The organism is Dorea sp. 210702-DFI.3.17 (assembly GCF_020560825.1).
In the GTDB taxonomy this organism is placed as follows: Bacteria; Bacillota; Clostridia; order Lachnospirales; family Lachnospiraceae; genus Dorea; species Dorea formicigenerans.
On the sequence record NZ_JAJCNB010000001.1, the window covers coordinates 394,343 to 410,118 of the forward strand.

Here is a 15,776-nt window from a genome sequence, read left to right on the forward strand (position 1 = left end):
TTCAACGCTTTTTTAGAAAGTCTGGTTGCTATTCCAGTAAATCCATGCTATTATAATAGTAATAATTACTGTTATTATGCAATTTAATAGATGGGAGGTTACCTATGAACAAAAAAGTACTTCGAAATTTATCTTATGGTGTATATGCCGTTTCGGCACTTGGGGAGAATCGTATGTCCGGCTGCATTGCCAACAGTATTATGCAGATTACTTCTTCCCCTGCAACTTTAGCTGTCAGTATGAATCATGATAATTATACGCATGAATGCATTGAAAAAAGTGGAATGTTCGCAGTTTCCATACTTTCTGAAAAGACTGACCCCAATATCATCAGCCAGCTTGGATTTCAGTCTTCCAGAGATGTGGACAAATTTATGAATGTTCCTTTTATTACAAAGCATAATATTGCCGTTGTCGATGATGCATGCGGTTATCTTGTCTGTAAGGTCATCGATAAAATGGAAACAAATACCCACACAGTCTTTCTTGGGGAAATCATTGACTGTGATACGTTGAATCAGGAAACACCTATGACCTATGCATACTATCACAATATCATCAAAGGCAAGAGTCCGAAAAATGCACCGACTTACCAGCCGGAAGATCCGGATACAGTAGATTCTGCTTCTTCTGATTCTTCAATCACCTCCAGTAATTCCTCCGGAAATGGCAAATGGGTGTGCAGTATCTGCGGATATGTCTATGATGGTGATATTCCATTTGAAGAACTTCCAGACACATTTGTCTGTCCAATCTGTAAACAGGGCAAGGATAAATTTAAGCAGCGATAACTTGTCTGACAGACACATTTCATATTAAATTAAAGGTTAGGTTACATCTATGAATTTAAAACTTGGATCTCATGTCAGCATGAGCGGAAAAAGCATGCTCCTTGGTTCTGCAAAAGAAGCTGAATCCTATGGAGCAAATACATTTATGTTCTATACCGGAGCACCACAAAACACCAAAAGAAAAGAGATTTCTGAACTCAATATTGATGCCGCTTGGAACTATATGAACGAAAAAAATATTTCAGATATCGTCGTTCACGCTCCTTATATTATCAATCTTGGTAATGCCGTAAAACCTGAGACATATGAACTGGCCGTGGAATTTCTGGCAAAAGAAATTGACCGCGCGGCCGCCTGCAAAAGCCAGACTCTGATTCTGCATCCTGGTGCCCACGTCGGTGCCGGAGTTGAAACCGGACTTCAACAGGTCATAAAGGGGCTCAATGAAGTCTTGACAAAAGACACGCCTCTTCATATTGCACTGGAAACCATGGCGGGAAAAGGATCGGAACTTGGCCGGTCTTTTGAAGAACTTGCAGCAATCTATGACGGCGTAGTCTACAGCGACAAACTGCGTGTCTGTTTTGATACCTGCCACACTCACGACAGTGGTTATGATATCCGTGGTAATTTTGACGGTGTGATCGACGAGTTTGATCATTTGATCGGTAAAGATCAGATTGCGGTCTTTCATATTAACGACAGTAAAAATGTGCGTGGTGCAAAGAAAGACAGGCATGCCAATCTCGGCACTGGAGAAATTGGATTCGATGCCCTCTCCTATATCGTACACCACCCGGATTTTGAACAAATTCCGAAAATCCTTGAAACTCCATATATTCCTTCTCCAACAAAAGAGAAGAAATCTTACGCACCATACAAATATGAGATTGCAATGTTAAGAGCCAGCCAGTTCGATAAGAATTTTCCGGATAATATTATTGCAGAAAATGAACATTAAGTTACTATTACAATCAGTCAGTACTACTTTAAATTTAAACAAATAGATATCTGAGCAGTAAATCTTTAAAGGTTTGCTGCTTTTTGTTACTCATTTTCAGCAAACTCTACTGACAGATTCTTGTAAAATGCCCCCTGATATTTAAATGAATCATTTTTTCACAATTGTGCTTGACACTTGCGATCATCTGTATTATTGTATTACTCAGATAGTACAACAATACAAAATGAAAGGAGTACATAATATGCCATGGTATTTAGATAGTGACCGTCCCATTTATCTTCAGCTCATGGAACGAATTCAGCATGATATTATCTCCGGCACCTATAAACCCGGGGACAAACTTCCTTCTGTTCGCGAACTTGCTATGGAAGCATCCGTAAATCCTAACACAATGCAAAAAGCACTTTCCGAACTGGAGAGAATTGGTCTGGTACACTCCCGCCGTACAAGCGGACGATTTATTACGGAGGACGAAACAATGATAAAACAATTAAAAACAGAGACTGCCACCGAGCATATCCGTGAATTTTTAAAATCAATGGAACATCTTGGATTTACCAGATTGGAAATCCTGGAACTGGTTCAAGATACAATGAAGGAGGAAAAATAATATGAAACCCATTTTAGAATGTAAAGGGCTTTCCAAAAAGTACAATAAAAATGCCTACGCTCTCCACAATCTGAACCTGACACTGAACCATGGTCAGATTATCGGACTGCTTGGTCCAAACGGTAGCGGGAAAACTACACTGATCAAACTGATCAACGACCTCTTAACACCGACAGAAGGGACTGTTCTTATCGACGGAGAACTTCCTGGTGTCCACAGCAAGAATATCGTGTCCTATCTCCCAGACCACAGTTATCTGGACGGTTCCATGAAAATCCAAGATCTGGTTTCTTACTTTGCTGACTTTTATGAAGATTTTTCCAAAATCCGAGCCACTTCGATGCTGAAGGACCTGAACATAGATCAGACAGCACGTTTCAAAACTCTTTCCAAAGGAAACCAGGAAAAAGTAGCTCTGATTCTTGTTATGAGCCGCGACGCCAAACTATATATACTTGATGAACCGATCGGAGGTGTTGACCCTGCTGCCAGAGATTACATCTTACACACGATTTTAAGTAATTACAATGAACATGCAACGATTTTAATCTCAACACATCTGATTTCCGATATTGAAAATATTTTAGACCGCGTACTCTTTATCCAGAACGGTGAACTTGTATTAAATGCAACCGTCGATGATATCCGGTCAGAACAAAAGAAATCTGTTGACGCATTATTCCGGGAGGTATTCAAATGTTAGGAAAAATCATCAAATACGATATGAAAGCCATGAATCGTTTTTTAATCATCATCCATGCATTCCTGCTTATATATGCATTTTTTATCCGTATACTGATCACAGGCAGACTTACAGCCAACAATGTTCATAACTTGGGTAATACTTACTTCTTAATTCTTGGATTGACTGTTTCTTTTGGTATTATCCTGCTTACCTGTGTTGCTTTTGCAACCTCAATTATCATTGCTGTGCATTTTTATAAGAGTACATACTCTGACGAAGGATATTTGACCCACACCCTGCCGGTCAAAAAGGGAACTCTCCTGATTGCAAAAGTCATTGCAGGAACAATCTGGTGCATAATCGACATAATTGGACTCTTTGCCGCTATATACATTGCTGCCTGGGTGCCATATGTAAAAGATTCTCTCTCCGGCAATAAAGCTCTCCTAATGGAAATTTTCGGTTTGGGATCCCATCTTGGAGTCTTTGGATCAATTGCCTTTTACATCTTTTTCATGATAGCCGGAACAGTTGCAAATGTTATTTTATATTACGCCTGCATCTCTCTGGGACAGATATTTACCGGTCATCGCGTCTTTGGCGCTGTTGCCATGTACTTTATCGTTACATTTGTAGAAAGCATTAGCTGTCTTTTGATTTTTATCCCACTTGGACTGTTAAACACCCAGGCTGTAACGATTGGGACAAGTACAACACTTTATATGTCTACACCATCTCAGTATATGCTCGGCCTTTTGGGAATCTCTCTGGCTTTGATGGTTATATGGAGTGTGATTCTTTATATTATTACTTATTATCGTCTGAACCGTAAATTAAATCTGGCATAATCGTTATACAGCAACAGCATTATTCACAACATAGACCAGTTCAAGAATGCCTCGGCATTCTTGCTGCGAGGTGCGCGTCATGCAATTGCATGACATACTTCTACTGCGCACCTCTGCAATCCTGCCGGAGGCTATATCAGCTGGGGGATTGACTCCCACCACTGATACCAGCTTGTTTCTCACCACCTATAGAGGTTGGAGTCATCTCCCAGCTGATATATATGAATCTGAAAAATCACAGACCGCCTGACGCAAGAAAAACAATGCATCAATATTTATTCTTTTCTCCGGACGGTCTGTGCTTCTTCCTTTTCTTTTTTCCAGAACTCTTCTATCTGCTCTGCCATATTTCCAAGGCTGCAGCTTCTTTGGTTTTCCCATTCTCTTGGAAAAGTCTCCTGATACCGCCTGTCAAAAAAGCGATCATCCAGCAACAATATCACTCCTCTGTCCTCGTCTGTTCTTATGACACGTCCGGCTGCCTGAAGTACCTTATTCATTCCCGGATACAGATAAGCATAGTCAAATCCCCTCTGCCCGTGCTGATCGAAATAATCCTTTAAAATCTCCCGTTCTCGACAAACCTGTGGCAGTCCTGTGCCTACAATCACGGCCCCGATCAGCTTATCCTCCGTCAAATCAATTCCTTCTGAAAAGATACCACCCATGACACAAAATCCAAGCAGGCTTTCCTTTCTTTCCTCTTCAAATGTATTCAAAAATTCCTCCCTGTCCTTTTCTGACATAGACTGGGATTGTGTCACACAAATAATTCGATGACCCAAAGCCGGGAAGGCTTCTAACTCTTCCTTTTCCTGAATCTTTTCAAAAGCTTCATAGACATCTTCCAGAAAACGATAAGACGGAAAGAATACCAGATAGTTCCCTTTCTTTCCATTTGAAAGCTTCCACAGATACCTGGCATATCTCTGATACATCTCTTCATTTCTCCGTGTGTACTTTGTACTTACATCTCCTCCAACCATTAGCAGGCGATGCTCTACATCAAATGGGGATTCTGCATAGATTGCATAATCTTCTTTTCCCGTGGAAAGCAGTTTTTTATAATATGTAATTGGCAATAATGTAGCTGAAAAGAAAATTGTGCTGTTTCCCTTTTGCAGAAATTCTCCCAAATTTCCCGCTGGATTGACACAGAACAGATGTACCCGGAATTTCCCTTCCCCATCCAGTTCACTATAAATCACATAATTCTCATCTAACCGCTCATGTATATCCATAAAGCTTCGAATGTGAAAATAAAACTCCAGAACTTCTTCCCGGATATCTTCTTTCTCACATTCTTCCAGAAAACGTTCCAGTTCTGTCATCAGATTTAAAAGCTTGAGGTAAATATGCGATACACTATTTAGAACTTTATATTCTTCGCATTCTCGTTTCATTGCCAGAAGCCCCCGGTTACAATCTTCCAGTCTCTCTGTTAGCTTCTCATCCTCATACCGGACCTTTTTCTTAATTCCAAGAAAATCTTCTTTGCAGATACTGGCACTGTACATCTGCCTGCCCCGTTCCACCAGATTATGTGCTTCATCAATTAAAAACAGATAATCGCCTTTATTTCCTTCTCCGAAAAATCTGCGCAAATGCGCCTGTGGGTCAAATACATAATTATAATCGCAGATAATTGCATCAACCCAGACCGCCACATCCAGACTCATCTCATACGGACACACCTTCCATTTTCTTGCCTGTTCCTCTAGTATCTCCCGGTTCAGTTCATCGGAAGATGTCAGAAGTTCATAGACTGCATCGTTCACCCGGTCAAAATGTCCTTTCGCATAAGGGCAATAATCTGGATTACAATTTGTCTCTTCACAAAAGCAAATTTTATCTTTTGCTGTCAGAACAATTACTTTCATGCGAAGCGCCTGTTCCCTTAATGTCTCAAATGCCTGCCAGGCTACTGTTCTTGTGATCGTCTTCGCTGTCAGATAAAATATCTTATCACCCAATCCCTCTCCTACTGCTTTCACTGCCGGAAATAATGTTGCGATTGTCTTTCCAACTCCGGTCGGTGCCTGAATAAACAGCTTCTTTTTTCTAAGTATCGTCCGATATACCGATGTTACCAGGTTCTTCTGCCCTTCTCTGTATGCAAATGGAAATTCCACATCCTTGATCGACTTATCTCTCTTTTTCTTCCACTGAATCTGATATCTCGCCCACTTTTCATACTTTCCGATCAGCTCATAAAACCACCGTTCCAAATCTTCGAATATGTAACCACTCTGAAAACGCTTTATCTCCTCTGTCTCCATATTACAGTAAGTCATCTGCACACCAATTTCCGGCAAATTATGAGATGCCGCATAAATATACGCATAACACATTGCCTGTGCAAGATGTACCGGTACCGGCTCTTTAATCTGATTCAGTTCTCTTAACACACCTTTAATTTCATCAATGACAATTCCTTCCGGAAGCTCAATAATTCCGTCTGCTCTTCCTTCCAGTTTCAGCGTAAAATCTTTACATGGAATCTCATATTTTAGTGAAATCTCTGCATGATAATCCGGACCCATCTGCTTTTGAATCTTCCTGTGGATTCTGCTTCCAAGCTGCATAGTATCTTTATCTGTCGACGCTATTCGATTGTCTATATCTCCCGCACGAAGTATAAATTCCACCAGATTTCGCACAGAAATGCGAATCACAGGCTGTTCAAGATCCATTGTGTTTCTCCCTTTCCCTGACACTTCTTGTAAACGCCCATATTATAACACATAAATATAAAATATTTTAAAGTAATTTTACACCTCGTCTGCCATCTCAGTCATCTCCGGCCGATATCTGAGTGGAAGATGCTGCATCTGACTTCTTGGATTCTCCCTGGATTCAATAGATATTGTCCTGCAAAAAGCAGTCCACAGACTTTCATACATCTGTTCATTTTCCGATATCTGTCCCAGCCTCTCCTCCTGTATCCGTTCATTTTCTACCAATACCCATTCCTTTCCCGCCTCATGCACTGCATACATATGATGTGTCTTATCATGGATCAGCCAGTTTTCCTGTGGAAGCCGGTTAGCAAAATGTGGAGCAATACAAGTCAGTATCCTGTTCTTTGGTGCAATCCCTCCATACAAAATCCCGCCAGACAACTCCCGAAATCTCAAAAATCCTTTATAATTATGGGCTTCACTTCCTACCTTCCTGCTCAGTTCAAATACACGTTCCACTTGTGGGTGGCTCAAATGTTCCATAACCTTTTTACTGTCACGAAGCCTTCTTGCAGCCAGCATTGTCCCATAAATTGCATCTGCCTTATCCTTATCCGAAGCAAGAGATGCATGCCAGATATCAGCATAAGCCTGTCCTCCCAGATGTTTTCGGATCAAGCGTTCTACTGCCTGTTCCTTGTGAAGATTCTCCTCCACCAACATGTACTCACAAAAAAGCTCCTGTTCTAACATTCCCTTTATTGCAATCCCACACTCTTTTTCTTCTCTTCCTTCTTTCCATGCATCATAAATTGCAGAAAATATTCCTGTGATCGTATCATTACACACATAAATCTTTTTCATAGAAATTCTCCCGGAACCTGACATCATCAAATAATGAAAGCTGTCTGTAACCGAGATTTCTCACCTCCTGTGGCAGTTTTTCTCTGGAATCCAGAAGATTTCTGGCTATGGATTCCTCTTCTATCCTGAGCGGATACATGGTCTTCCCATTACAGGTAATAAAATACACCGCCCGTTTCAGTACTACTCCAAGTTTCTTAAGATCTGCAAAATCCAGCGTTCCAAGTCTTCTCGCTTTCACAATTCTTGTTGCTGATTTATATCCAAGACCCGGTACACGAAGCAGCATCTCATAGTCTGCCCTGTTGATCTCCACAGGAAAATACTCCAGATGCTTCAGCGCCCAGTTACACTTCGGATCAAACAGAACATTAAAATTAGGTTCCTCCTCCGACAGTAATTCATCTGCCTGAAAATGATAATAACGAAGCAGCCAGTCTGCCTGATAGAGCCGATGTTCCCGGAGAAGCGGTGGTCCGTCATCTGTCCTTGCCGGAAGTGCTTTATCTTCATTCACATGTACGAATGCAGAATAAAACACTCGTTTCAATTCAAACTTCTTATACAGACTCTCTGTCACCTTCATAATCTGATAATCCGATTCCAAAGTTGCTCCGATAATCATCTGGGTACTCTGCCCTGCCGGTACAAATCTCGGTGCCTGACGGTATAATGACAGTTCACGGCTGTTTTCATTCCTCCCTTCTTGGATGAGCCTCATCGGTGCGAGGATATTCTTTCTGGATTTATGCGGTGCCAATAGCTTCAATCCTTCTGCTGTCGGAAGTTCCAGATTCACACTCATTCTGTCCGCCAGAAATCCTGCTTTTTGGATCAGTTCCTGACTTGCTCCCGGAATGGCTTTCACATGGATATATCCCTGAAAATTACACTCTTTTCTCAGCTTATAAAGTGTTGCACAGATTAACTCCATCGTATAATCCGGACTTACCAGAATGCCGGAACTTAAAAATAGTCCTTCAATATAATTTCTCCGATAGAATTCCATTGTAAGCGTACAAACTTCATCAGGTGTAAAAGAAGTCCTCACTACATCATTACTTCTTCTGTTCACGCAGTACTTACAGTCAAAAATGCATTCATTCGTAAACAGGATTTTTAAAAGTGAAATACATCTGCCATCTGCGGAAAAACTGTGGCAGATTCCACACTGTGTACAGTTTCCTATTCCGGAACCATCACCTTTTCTCTTCGTTCCACTGGAAGTACACGCCACATCATACTTTGCTGCATCCGATAAAATATTTAATTTTTCATAGATAGACATGGGATTCTGTATCTTCATATTCTTTCCTGCTTTCCTAATATCATAGCACAAACATCTGTTCTGTTTTTATTATAAGAACATTTGTTCGATTTGTCAATTTATATTTTAATGATGCCAGGATAAAAAAAGAATAACCAACTGATATCTTTCTTCTCACATATCAGTCGGTTACTCTTTCTTTTATTGTTACATGAAGTACATCTCTGCACTCTTATCAGCAAATATTTTTCAAAATATTCCTTGTAATCTTCTTATATTTTATTTACTGCATCTGCCAGGTACTCATTCGAAACTTCATAGAACTTCTCATTCTCTACCATCTCAGAAAGAGCCGGATCGATCGGCATCTTACCAAGAACCGGAATACCTAACTCAGCTGCCACTTCATCGATATGGCTTTCTCCAAATACGGAAATCTTCTTTCCACAATCCGGGCAAGTCAGATAACTGTAATTCTCTACGATTCCGAGCACTGGAATATTCATCTGTCTTACCATCTTGTAAGCTTTCTCTACGATCATACGCACAAGATCCTGTGGAGATGTTACGATCACTGCTCCATTCACCGGAAGTGACTGGAATACTGTAAGTGGAACATCACCAGTTCCAGGAGGCATATCCACAAAGAGATAATCCAGATCTCCCCAGATAACATCTGTCCAGAACTGCGTCACAACACTTGTAATAATCGGTGCTCTCCAGATTACCGGATCCGATTCATTCGGTAAAAGCAGGTTGACAGACATAATCTTTGTTCCGTCTTTTGCAATCTCCGGAAAGATTCCATCATCGCTTCCTTTTGCTGTATCATGGATTCCATACATCTTCGGAATAGACGGTCCTGTAATATCTGCATCCAGAATTCCTACAGAAAATCCTTGTTCTCTCATCATTCTTGCCAATGATGCAGTTACCATCGATTTTCCGACTCCGCCCTTTCCACTGACAACTGCGATCACATTACGAATGTGTGATTTTGCATTCGCCGGTTTATGAAAATCCTGCGGTTTACTATTACAAGTCCCTGCATGTGCACACCCCTGGCAATCGGATGGTGAGCATCCGTTCTGATTCTCTGACATAACTAAAACTTCCTTTCTGGCCTCTTTTACTCTTCTACTGCTGCGATTACTTCAATCTCGCAGAGTGCTCCCTTAGGGAGATCTTTCACTGCAAAACAGCTTCTTGCCGGTTTAGATGTGAAATATTTTGCATAAACTTCATTGAATGCTCCGAAATCAGCAATGTCAGCCAGGAAACATGTTGTTTTAAGTACATGCTCATAATCTGTACCTGCTGCTTTTAAAATCTCTCCTACATTCTTGCAAGACCACTCAGCCTGCTCTTCGATTGTATCTCCGCCAAGATTTCCTGTCTCAGGATTGATTCCAAGCTGTCCGGATGTATAAAGAACTCCGTTATTAACATATGCCTGTGAATATGGTCCGATTGCTGCCGGTGCTTTTTCTGTTGCGATTATTTTCATAATCCTATACCTCTCTTTCATTATTCTGAAACTGCTCTGTATTTCTGAGCTCTGAATCTATTGTACTACCTTTTCAGGTAATTTATCAACCTCGAATTACCTTTAATCTTTGCTTTTACTCCCTCTTTCACAGCTTTAAATTTCCAGGTTATTCCTCGTGACATCTTTGAGCCATTTGTAACTGCGGTACCTCTTTAGCGTAAGCGGTAATTTCACCAGCTCATCACTCATCAGAAGTATATAAACGACCGGTACACTTGCGTGTAAGAAAAATGCTGCGACTGCACCCAGTAATATAGAAAATCCCCACATCGTAGACACATCCAGAATTAATCCGAATCTCGTATCTCCTCCTGAGCGAAATACACCTACTACCAATGTTGTATTGACTGCCTGTGCAATGACAAAATAAGACATGACGCCAAACATCATATAAAGATATTCTTTTGCCTCAGGCGATAATACAAGAAATGTATTTGCAATCGGAGCACAGATTAAAATTACACATGCACCACAACAGCCCATAATAAGTGCCAGCCGGATAAATCTTTTTGCATAAGCCTTCGCATAATCGAATTTACGCTCCCCGATCGTCTTACCCAGATAGACGGCTGTCGCATTTGCAATTCCAAATACAACGACCTGGGCAAGCTGTCTCGCTACTTGTGCAACTGAATTTGATGCAACCGCCGCACTCCCAAGATGACCGATGACAGCAGTATTCGCAGAGACTCCAAGTCCCCACATCATTTCATTTAACACAACCGGCATGGCATAGATTAGATAATCTTTTGCAAGTACTCTGTCAATCTGTATCATAAATCGAGGACGAATTTTCACATCCTGATTCATGAAATGTGCATAAATAAGCACGATCAATGTCTCTGTCATTCTGGCACATAATGTGCCGATTGCAGCTCCTTGTATTCCAAGTGCCGGAAATCCAAGAAGTCCAAAAATCAAAATTGCATTAATAATTGCATTGACAACCAAAGACATAAAATATACAAAAGTAGCAATCATCACCCGTTCAATACTTCTCATAATATTCAGATAAACCTGCGTTACCGCTATGAAAAGATAAGATATTCCAACGATTCGTAAGTATTTCACTCCCTCTGCAATTACTTCCGGATCCGATGTAAAAATACGCATCAAAGGACCCGGAATAGTCAAGGCCAATGTCATAAAAATTACCGCAATTGCAAGTGAGATTGTAAGTCCCATACCAAGAATCTTCTCAATAGTTCTGATATCTTTCTTTCCCCAGTACTGCGCTGTCAGTACTGTTGCTCCAGATGTGATGCCGAAAAAGATCAGCATCATAATAAACTGGATCTGTCCTGCCAGCGAAGAACCGGACAACACTTTTTCTCCCACTCTTCCAAGCATCATAACATCAACTGCAGTCACTCCGACGTTGATCAGATTTTGGAGCGCCATTGGAATAATTAAGGCAAATACATTTCTGTAAAATGCATGCCAGTCAATATTTAGATTATCTGTGGTTTGCCTTTTTATAAATCTCATATAACTCTTTTTCCCCCATTTTCTGGAAAGCGCCCACTTTCATGGTATCCCCTGCAGTCGCCTTGCCAGCCATTTCTTTTAATACTTCATCCGGCTGTACACCCATTTTCATATCTCCCAGACAAGTCGGCATATGCAAAGACCGGAAGAATTCTTCGGTTTTCTCAATCGCTGCCACAGCCGTTTTTTCATCATTTTCCTCATCAATGTTCCATACTTTTCTTCCGTAATTTGCAAATCTTGCCTCGTCCAGATGATAGACGTATCTCGCCCAGCTTCCCCAGACTGCAGATAATGTTGCACCGTGAGCTTCGTCAAATTTTGCACCAAGCTGATGTCCCAGCTTATGACACAGAAAATCCTTTGGTCTTCCAAGTCCGGTAATTCCGTTATGGGAAATACTTCCGCACCACATGATTTCACTCATAGCATCATAATCTTCTTGATTCTCATATGCCTTTGCTGCATTCCGGATCAATGTACGCATCAGTCCTTCTGCAATCTCATCTGTCAGTTCATTTCCATGTACCGGTGTGAAATAACGTTCAATTGTATGCATAAAAATATCTACAATTCCGCAAGTAAGCTGATATTTCGGAAGTGTGTATGTCAGCTTTGGATTCATAATTGCAAATTTCGGACGAATCAGATCGCTTCCGATTCCAGATTTATCCTGCGTCTCTTCATCTGTCAGTACCGCAGAATTACTCATCTCACTTCCGGCTGCTGAAATTGTCAAAACGGTTCCTACCGGAAGTGCCTTCTTTAATTCTTTTTTATTCTTCCAGAACTCCCAGATATCTGTGCCCGGATTTGCAGCACCTATCGCAATTCCTTTTGCTGTATCGATTGCACTTCCACCGCCTACTGCAAGAATCAGCTCTGCTCCAAAAGCAATCGCTTTTTCAACTCCTTTTCTTGCAAAGGACAGACGCGGATTCGGTTTTACACCGCCAAGTTCCTCATAAGAAATGTGTTCTTCATCAAGAGATTTCTTAATTTCATCGAGAAGCCCACTTCTTATAACACTTCCACCGCCATATACAAGAAATACCTTCGTTATCCCCAATTCACTGACCAGCTTTCCAGCTTCTTTTTGCGTGTCTTTTCCAAATACAACTTTCGTTGGGGTATACTGTACAAAACTCTGCATCATCAATTTCTCCTTCTTTTTTAGATTTTTCATCCACAGCTGATTTTATGTGCAATTTCTGAGATAAAAAACTGCAAGCTGTGTACGGTCTCTTAAATTCAATTTATCCAAAATCCCACTGATATAATTTCGGATTGTTCCCTCGCTTAAAAACATTTCCCCTGCAATTTCTTTATTGCTCTTTCCGTCTGCCACAAGCTTCATAACAGCGCGTTCTTTTTCTGTAATCTCATAAGTCTCATAATCAAAAGCACTCTTTCGCTCTAAAAGTTCCGGCAGTCTAGATATGATCTGAGTTCCGAACACCGTCTGCCCCGTGCACACTGCCCGGATTGCCGGCAGAATACTTGCATAATCCTGTTTTAAAAGATATCCTTTCACACCACATTTCAACGCTTTTACAATATACTCGTCATCAGAAAATGTTGTAAGGAGCAATATCTTTGCCTCTGGTTTTTCTTTTAAAATCTCTTCCGATGCCTCCAGACCGCTCATTGGACTCATGCGGATATCCATCAGCAACACATCCGGCTCATATTTCCGGTAAAGTTCTATAGCTTCCTTCCCATTTGAGGCAATACCCTGAACTTCTATATCCTGATCTTTTTCCAGAATCGTCCTAAGTGCCCCTGATACAAGCATATCGTCATCTGCAATCACGATCCTCATTTTAAGATACCTCCTTGGGAATCGTAATAAAAATACGAAATCCCTCTTTTCTTACAATTTGCATCATGCCTCCAAGCATCCGGACACGGTCGCTCATATTGCGAAGTCCCATACCCTGTCCAGACTGATATTCTCTGGATACAGCTTTTACTCCGCCACTTTGTATTGGTTCTTTCACAGTCCCATTATCCTCCACGATCAGCTGATAAAGCGCTGGGTGCTCCCGCATGACTATCTTCACTTTACTTGCATCACTGTGCCTTACAATATTGTGAAGTGCCTCTTTTACAATTGCGATAAAGCCGTATTTAATCTCTCTTGGAACATCATATCCCATATCATAAGATAAATCTACCGGGCAAAATGTAAACTCTCCCACCAGTTCTTCTGTCACTTCTCTCAGATTCACAGAATCATCATGAAGGTCATGGACACTCTCCCGCACACTGGTCATGGCTGTATTCAACGACTCCTCCAATTGTTCAATGGAAGAGGACAGTTTTTCGTCTTCATTTACAATCTTCATTGCGCCCACTATAAGGATGCATCTTGAAAGCAAATGTCCCACATTGTCATGAATTTCTCTTGCAATGCGATTTCGCTCCTGAAGTGTTGCCGTATATATTTCATAGTCCTGCTTCTCAATCAGGCTGCGATTCTTTTCATGTAAAAGCAGATTCCTTTCCTTACTGTCATCACGGGTTTTCCGGTATTCCTGTTCCAACTCCTCATAAGCCTCTTCTTTTAACTTCAACACAAGCGACAGTAAAATTCCAACTATCAAAAGATACATTTGTCCATGACTTAGATTCGCATTCCCTGACGCACCGGTAAATATCCCTCCTGCCACAGCGAGTATCATGATACCCCGGTTCTCTTTCATCCAGAATCCATAAAAAAGAACCGGCAGGAATTCACAGATTCCCACACAGTACCAACTTCCGGCTAAAATACATATTAACAGAACATACCTTTCCCAGTCATCTTTTAAGAACATCTGCATGCCAATACAGATCAATGACACCAGAAAGCCCACCACAAAATTCAGGTCAGCCGGCGAAAGCAACAAAAAAAGAAAACTATATAAAATTAACAGAAGCTGCCCTGTCATTCTTCTCATATTTGTTCTCTCCTAACTTTTCTAAAAAGCAAAACATGACATTTGTCACATCGTTTTATGACGTCTGCCACTAACATTATAAGCATAAGACATTTATAATTACAAGTAAGAAATATGCAAGTCTCAAAACTAAGAACTGGAGGAATTTCCTATGATCCATATTGAAAATCTTGTAAAAAGATATGGTGATCTGATCGCACTGGATCACCTGAACCTGGACATTAAAGAAGGGGAGATTTTTGGACTTTTGGGACCAAACGGCTCCGGAAAATCCACCGCGATCGGCTGTATGCTGGCGCTGTTGAAATATGACAAAGGTACGATTCAGATTTTTGGCAAAAACATGACCCCGGACAGTTACGATATCAAAAAAGAGATTGGTGTTGTCATGCAAAATGTGGCTGTGTTTCATCAGATGAGTGTCCGTGAAAATGTAGACTATTTCTGTGGTCTGTATGTAACTGACAAACAAAAGCGTAAAAAGCTGGTGGACGAAGCACTGGATTTTGCGGGACTTACGGAATATGCAAAAAAACGTCCCGGAAAATTGTCCGGCGGTCTTCTTAGAAGACTCAACATTGCCTGCGGTATTGCCCACAAGCCAAAGCTTATCATCATGGACGAACCAACGGTAGCTGTCGATCCACAGAGCCGGAACCGGATTCTGGAAGGAATCTTAGAACTGAACCGTCAGGGATCTACAATCATTTATACTTCCCATTATATGGAAGAAGTTGAACAGATCTGCAGCCGTATTGCAATCATTGATCATGGCCATGTACTTGCGACCGGAACATGTGAAGAGCTGAAAAATATGATCAAAACCGGTGAGACGATCACCATCGAAGCTATAAACCTAAATCCGGAAACACTCTCTGAAATCCGTACGATGCCAAATGTATTTGAACTGACCTATGAAGAACAGGTATTAAAAATCCGCCTAAGTGGAGGAAAACACAATCTGATCAGCCTCTTAAAATACCTTGGAGATCACAACATTTCTTTCGGACGTGTATTTTCAGAACTTCCAACACTCAACGATGTCTTCTTGGAAATCACGGGAAAAGAACTTCGGGACTAAGGAGGA

15 protein-coding genes are annotated in these 15,776 nt (G+C 41.1%); 6 read left to right on the forward strand and 9 right to left on the reverse strand.

Annotation, left to right across the window (positions count from 1 at the left end; translation table 11 throughout):
- Positions 1 to 104: 104 nt before the first annotated feature.
- The 5 genes from LI149_RS01975 (at position 105) to LI149_RS01995 (ending at position 3,898) form a co-directional block, all read left to right on the forward strand.
- A complete protein-coding gene (locus LI149_RS01975; protein WP_168933668.1) occupies positions 105 to 791 on the forward strand; it encodes a flavin reductase in 687 nt (228 codons plus the stop codon).
- A 49-nt stretch (positions 792 to 840) separates the two neighbouring features.
- Entirely contained in the window at positions 841 to 1,752 is a 912-nt protein-coding gene (locus LI149_RS01980) for a deoxyribonuclease IV (protein WP_168933669.1), read from the forward strand.
- A gap of 244 nt (positions 1,753 to 1,996) precedes the next feature.
- Positions 1,997 to 2,365 carry a GntR family transcriptional regulator gene (locus LI149_RS01985; protein WP_227078367.1) on the forward strand — a complete coding sequence of 123 codons (369 nt, stop codon included), beginning with the start codon at positions 1,997 to 1,999 and terminating at the stop codon, positions 2,363 to 2,365.
- 1 nt (position 2,366) lies between these two features.
- On the forward strand, positions 2,367 to 3,068 hold the full coding sequence (locus tag LI149_RS01990; RefSeq protein WP_227078366.1) for an ABC transporter ATP-binding protein: 702 nt from the start codon (positions 2,367 to 2,369) through the stop codon (positions 3,066 to 3,068).
- Positions 3,062 to 3,898, forward strand: coding sequence for a hypothetical protein (locus tag LI149_RS01995; protein ID WP_227142912.1), 837 nt, complete (start codon positions 3,062 to 3,064; stop codon positions 3,896 to 3,898). Before LI149_RS01990 ends, LI149_RS01995 begins: the two co-directional genes overlap by 7 nt.
- 275 nt (positions 3,899 to 4,173) lie before the next feature.
- Here the strand turns inward: LI149_RS01995 and LI149_RS02000 are convergent, their stop codons facing one another.
- From LI149_RS02000 to LI149_RS02040, 9 genes are all read right to left on the reverse strand, one after another.
- Complete coding sequence (locus LI149_RS02000) at positions 4,174 to 6,591, reverse strand: ATP-dependent DNA helicase (RefSeq protein WP_227142913.1); 2,418 nt, start codon at positions 6,589 to 6,591, stop codon at positions 4,174 to 4,176.
- A 78-nt stretch (positions 6,592 to 6,669) separates the two neighbouring features.
- Positions 6,670 to 7,443 (reverse strand): TIGR03915 family putative DNA repair protein, encoded by a 774-nt coding sequence (locus LI149_RS02005; RefSeq protein ID WP_227142914.1) that lies wholly within the window; start codon positions 7,441 to 7,443, stop codon positions 6,670 to 6,672.
- Positions 7,421 to 8,749, reverse strand: coding sequence for a putative DNA modification/repair radical SAM protein (locus LI149_RS02010; protein WP_117613209.1), 1,329 nt, complete (start codon positions 8,747 to 8,749; stop codon positions 7,421 to 7,423). The genes LI149_RS02005 and LI149_RS02010 overlap by 23 nt, the downstream gene beginning before the upstream one ends.
- 233 nt (positions 8,750 to 8,982) lie before the next feature.
- Complete coding sequence (locus LI149_RS02015; RefSeq protein WP_005339188.1) at positions 8,983 to 9,813, reverse strand: Mrp/NBP35 family ATP-binding protein; 831 nt, start codon at positions 9,811 to 9,813, stop codon at positions 8,983 to 8,985.
- A gap of 26 nt (positions 9,814 to 9,839) precedes the next feature.
- Complete coding sequence (locus LI149_RS02020) at positions 9,840 to 10,217, reverse strand: RidA family protein (protein WP_117657056.1); 378 nt, start codon at positions 10,215 to 10,217, stop codon at positions 9,840 to 9,842.
- Positions 10,218 to 10,352: 135 nt separating this feature from the next.
- A complete protein-coding gene (locus LI149_RS02025) occupies positions 10,353 to 11,747 on the reverse strand; it encodes an MATE family efflux transporter (protein WP_117494698.1) in 1,395 nt (464 codons plus the stop codon).
- Entirely contained in the window at positions 11,716 to 12,900 is a 1,185-nt protein-coding gene (locus tag LI149_RS02030) for an iron-containing alcohol dehydrogenase (protein ID WP_168933678.1), read from the reverse strand. Before LI149_RS02030 ends, LI149_RS02025 begins: the two co-directional genes overlap by 32 nt.
- Before the next feature lie 45 nt (positions 12,901 to 12,945).
- Positions 12,946 to 13,569: a response regulator gene (locus LI149_RS02035; RefSeq protein ID WP_005339183.1), complete on the reverse strand. Its 624-nt coding sequence runs from the start codon at positions 13,567 to 13,569 to the stop codon at positions 12,946 to 12,948.
- Position 13,570: 1 nt separating this feature from the next.
- Positions 13,571 to 14,689: a sensor histidine kinase gene (locus LI149_RS02040; RefSeq protein WP_173786380.1), complete on the reverse strand. Its 1,119-nt coding sequence runs from the start codon at positions 14,687 to 14,689 to the stop codon at positions 13,571 to 13,573.
- Positions 14,690 to 14,840: 151 nt separating this feature from the next.
- Here LI149_RS02040 and LI149_RS02045 point away from each other — a divergent pair, with 151 nt between their 5' ends.
- Complete coding sequence (locus LI149_RS02045; RefSeq protein WP_173786381.1) at positions 14,841 to 15,770, forward strand: ABC transporter ATP-binding protein; 930 nt, start codon at positions 14,841 to 14,843, stop codon at positions 15,768 to 15,770.
- The last annotated feature ends 6 nt before the right edge of the window (positions 15,771 to 15,776 follow it).

Bases quoted from the DNA above. Each gene is read 5' to 3' on its own strand.
- LI149_RS01975 (WP_168933668.1), top strand. From the start codon at position 105: ATGAACAAAAAAGTACTTCGAAATTTATCTTATGGTGTATATGCCGTT.
- LI149_RS01980 (WP_168933669.1), top strand. From the start codon at position 841: ATGAATTTAAAACTTGGATCTCATGTCAGCATGAGCGGAAAAAGCATG.
- LI149_RS01985 (WP_227078367.1), top strand. From the start codon at position 1,997: ATGCCATGGTATTTAGATAGTGACCGTCCCATTTATCTTCAGCTCATG.
- LI149_RS01990 (WP_227078366.1), top strand. From the start codon at position 2,367: ATGAAACCCATTTTAGAATGTAAAGGGCTTTCCAAAAAGTACAATAAA.
- LI149_RS01995 (WP_227142912.1), top strand. From the start codon at position 3,062: ATGTTAGGAAAAATCATCAAATACGATATGAAAGCCATGAATCGTTTT.
- LI149_RS02000 (WP_227142913.1), bottom strand. From the start codon at position 6,591: ATGGATCTTGAACAGCCTGTGATTCGCATTTCTGTGCGAAATCTGGTG.
- LI149_RS02005 (WP_227142914.1), bottom strand. From the start codon at position 7,443: ATGAAAAAGATTTATGTGTGTAATGATACGATCACAGGAATATTTTCT.
- LI149_RS02010 (WP_117613209.1), bottom strand. From the start codon at position 8,749: ATGAAGATACAGAATCCCATGTCTATCTATGAAAAATTAAATATTTTA.
- LI149_RS02015 (WP_005339188.1), bottom strand. From the start codon at position 9,813: ATGTCAGAGAATCAGAACGGATGCTCACCATCCGATTGCCAGGGGTGT.
- LI149_RS02020 (WP_117657056.1), bottom strand. From the start codon at position 10,217: ATGAAAATAATCGCAACAGAAAAAGCACCGGCAGCAATCGGACCATAT.
- LI149_RS02025 (WP_117494698.1), bottom strand. From the start codon at position 11,747: ATGAGATTTATAAAAAGGCAAACCACAGATAATCTAAATATTGACTGG.
- LI149_RS02030 (WP_168933678.1), bottom strand. From the start codon at position 12,900: ATGCAGAGTTTTGTACAGTATACCCCAACGAAAGTTGTATTTGGAAAA.
- LI149_RS02035 (WP_005339183.1), bottom strand. From the start codon at position 13,569: ATGAGGATCGTGATTGCAGATGACGATATGCTTGTATCAGGGGCACTT.
- LI149_RS02040 (WP_173786380.1), bottom strand. From the start codon at position 14,689: ATGAGAAGAATGACAGGGCAGCTTCTGTTAATTTTATATAGTTTTCTT.
- LI149_RS02045 (WP_173786381.1), top strand. From the start codon at position 14,841: ATGATCCATATTGAAAATCTTGTAAAAAGATATGGTGATCTGATCGCA.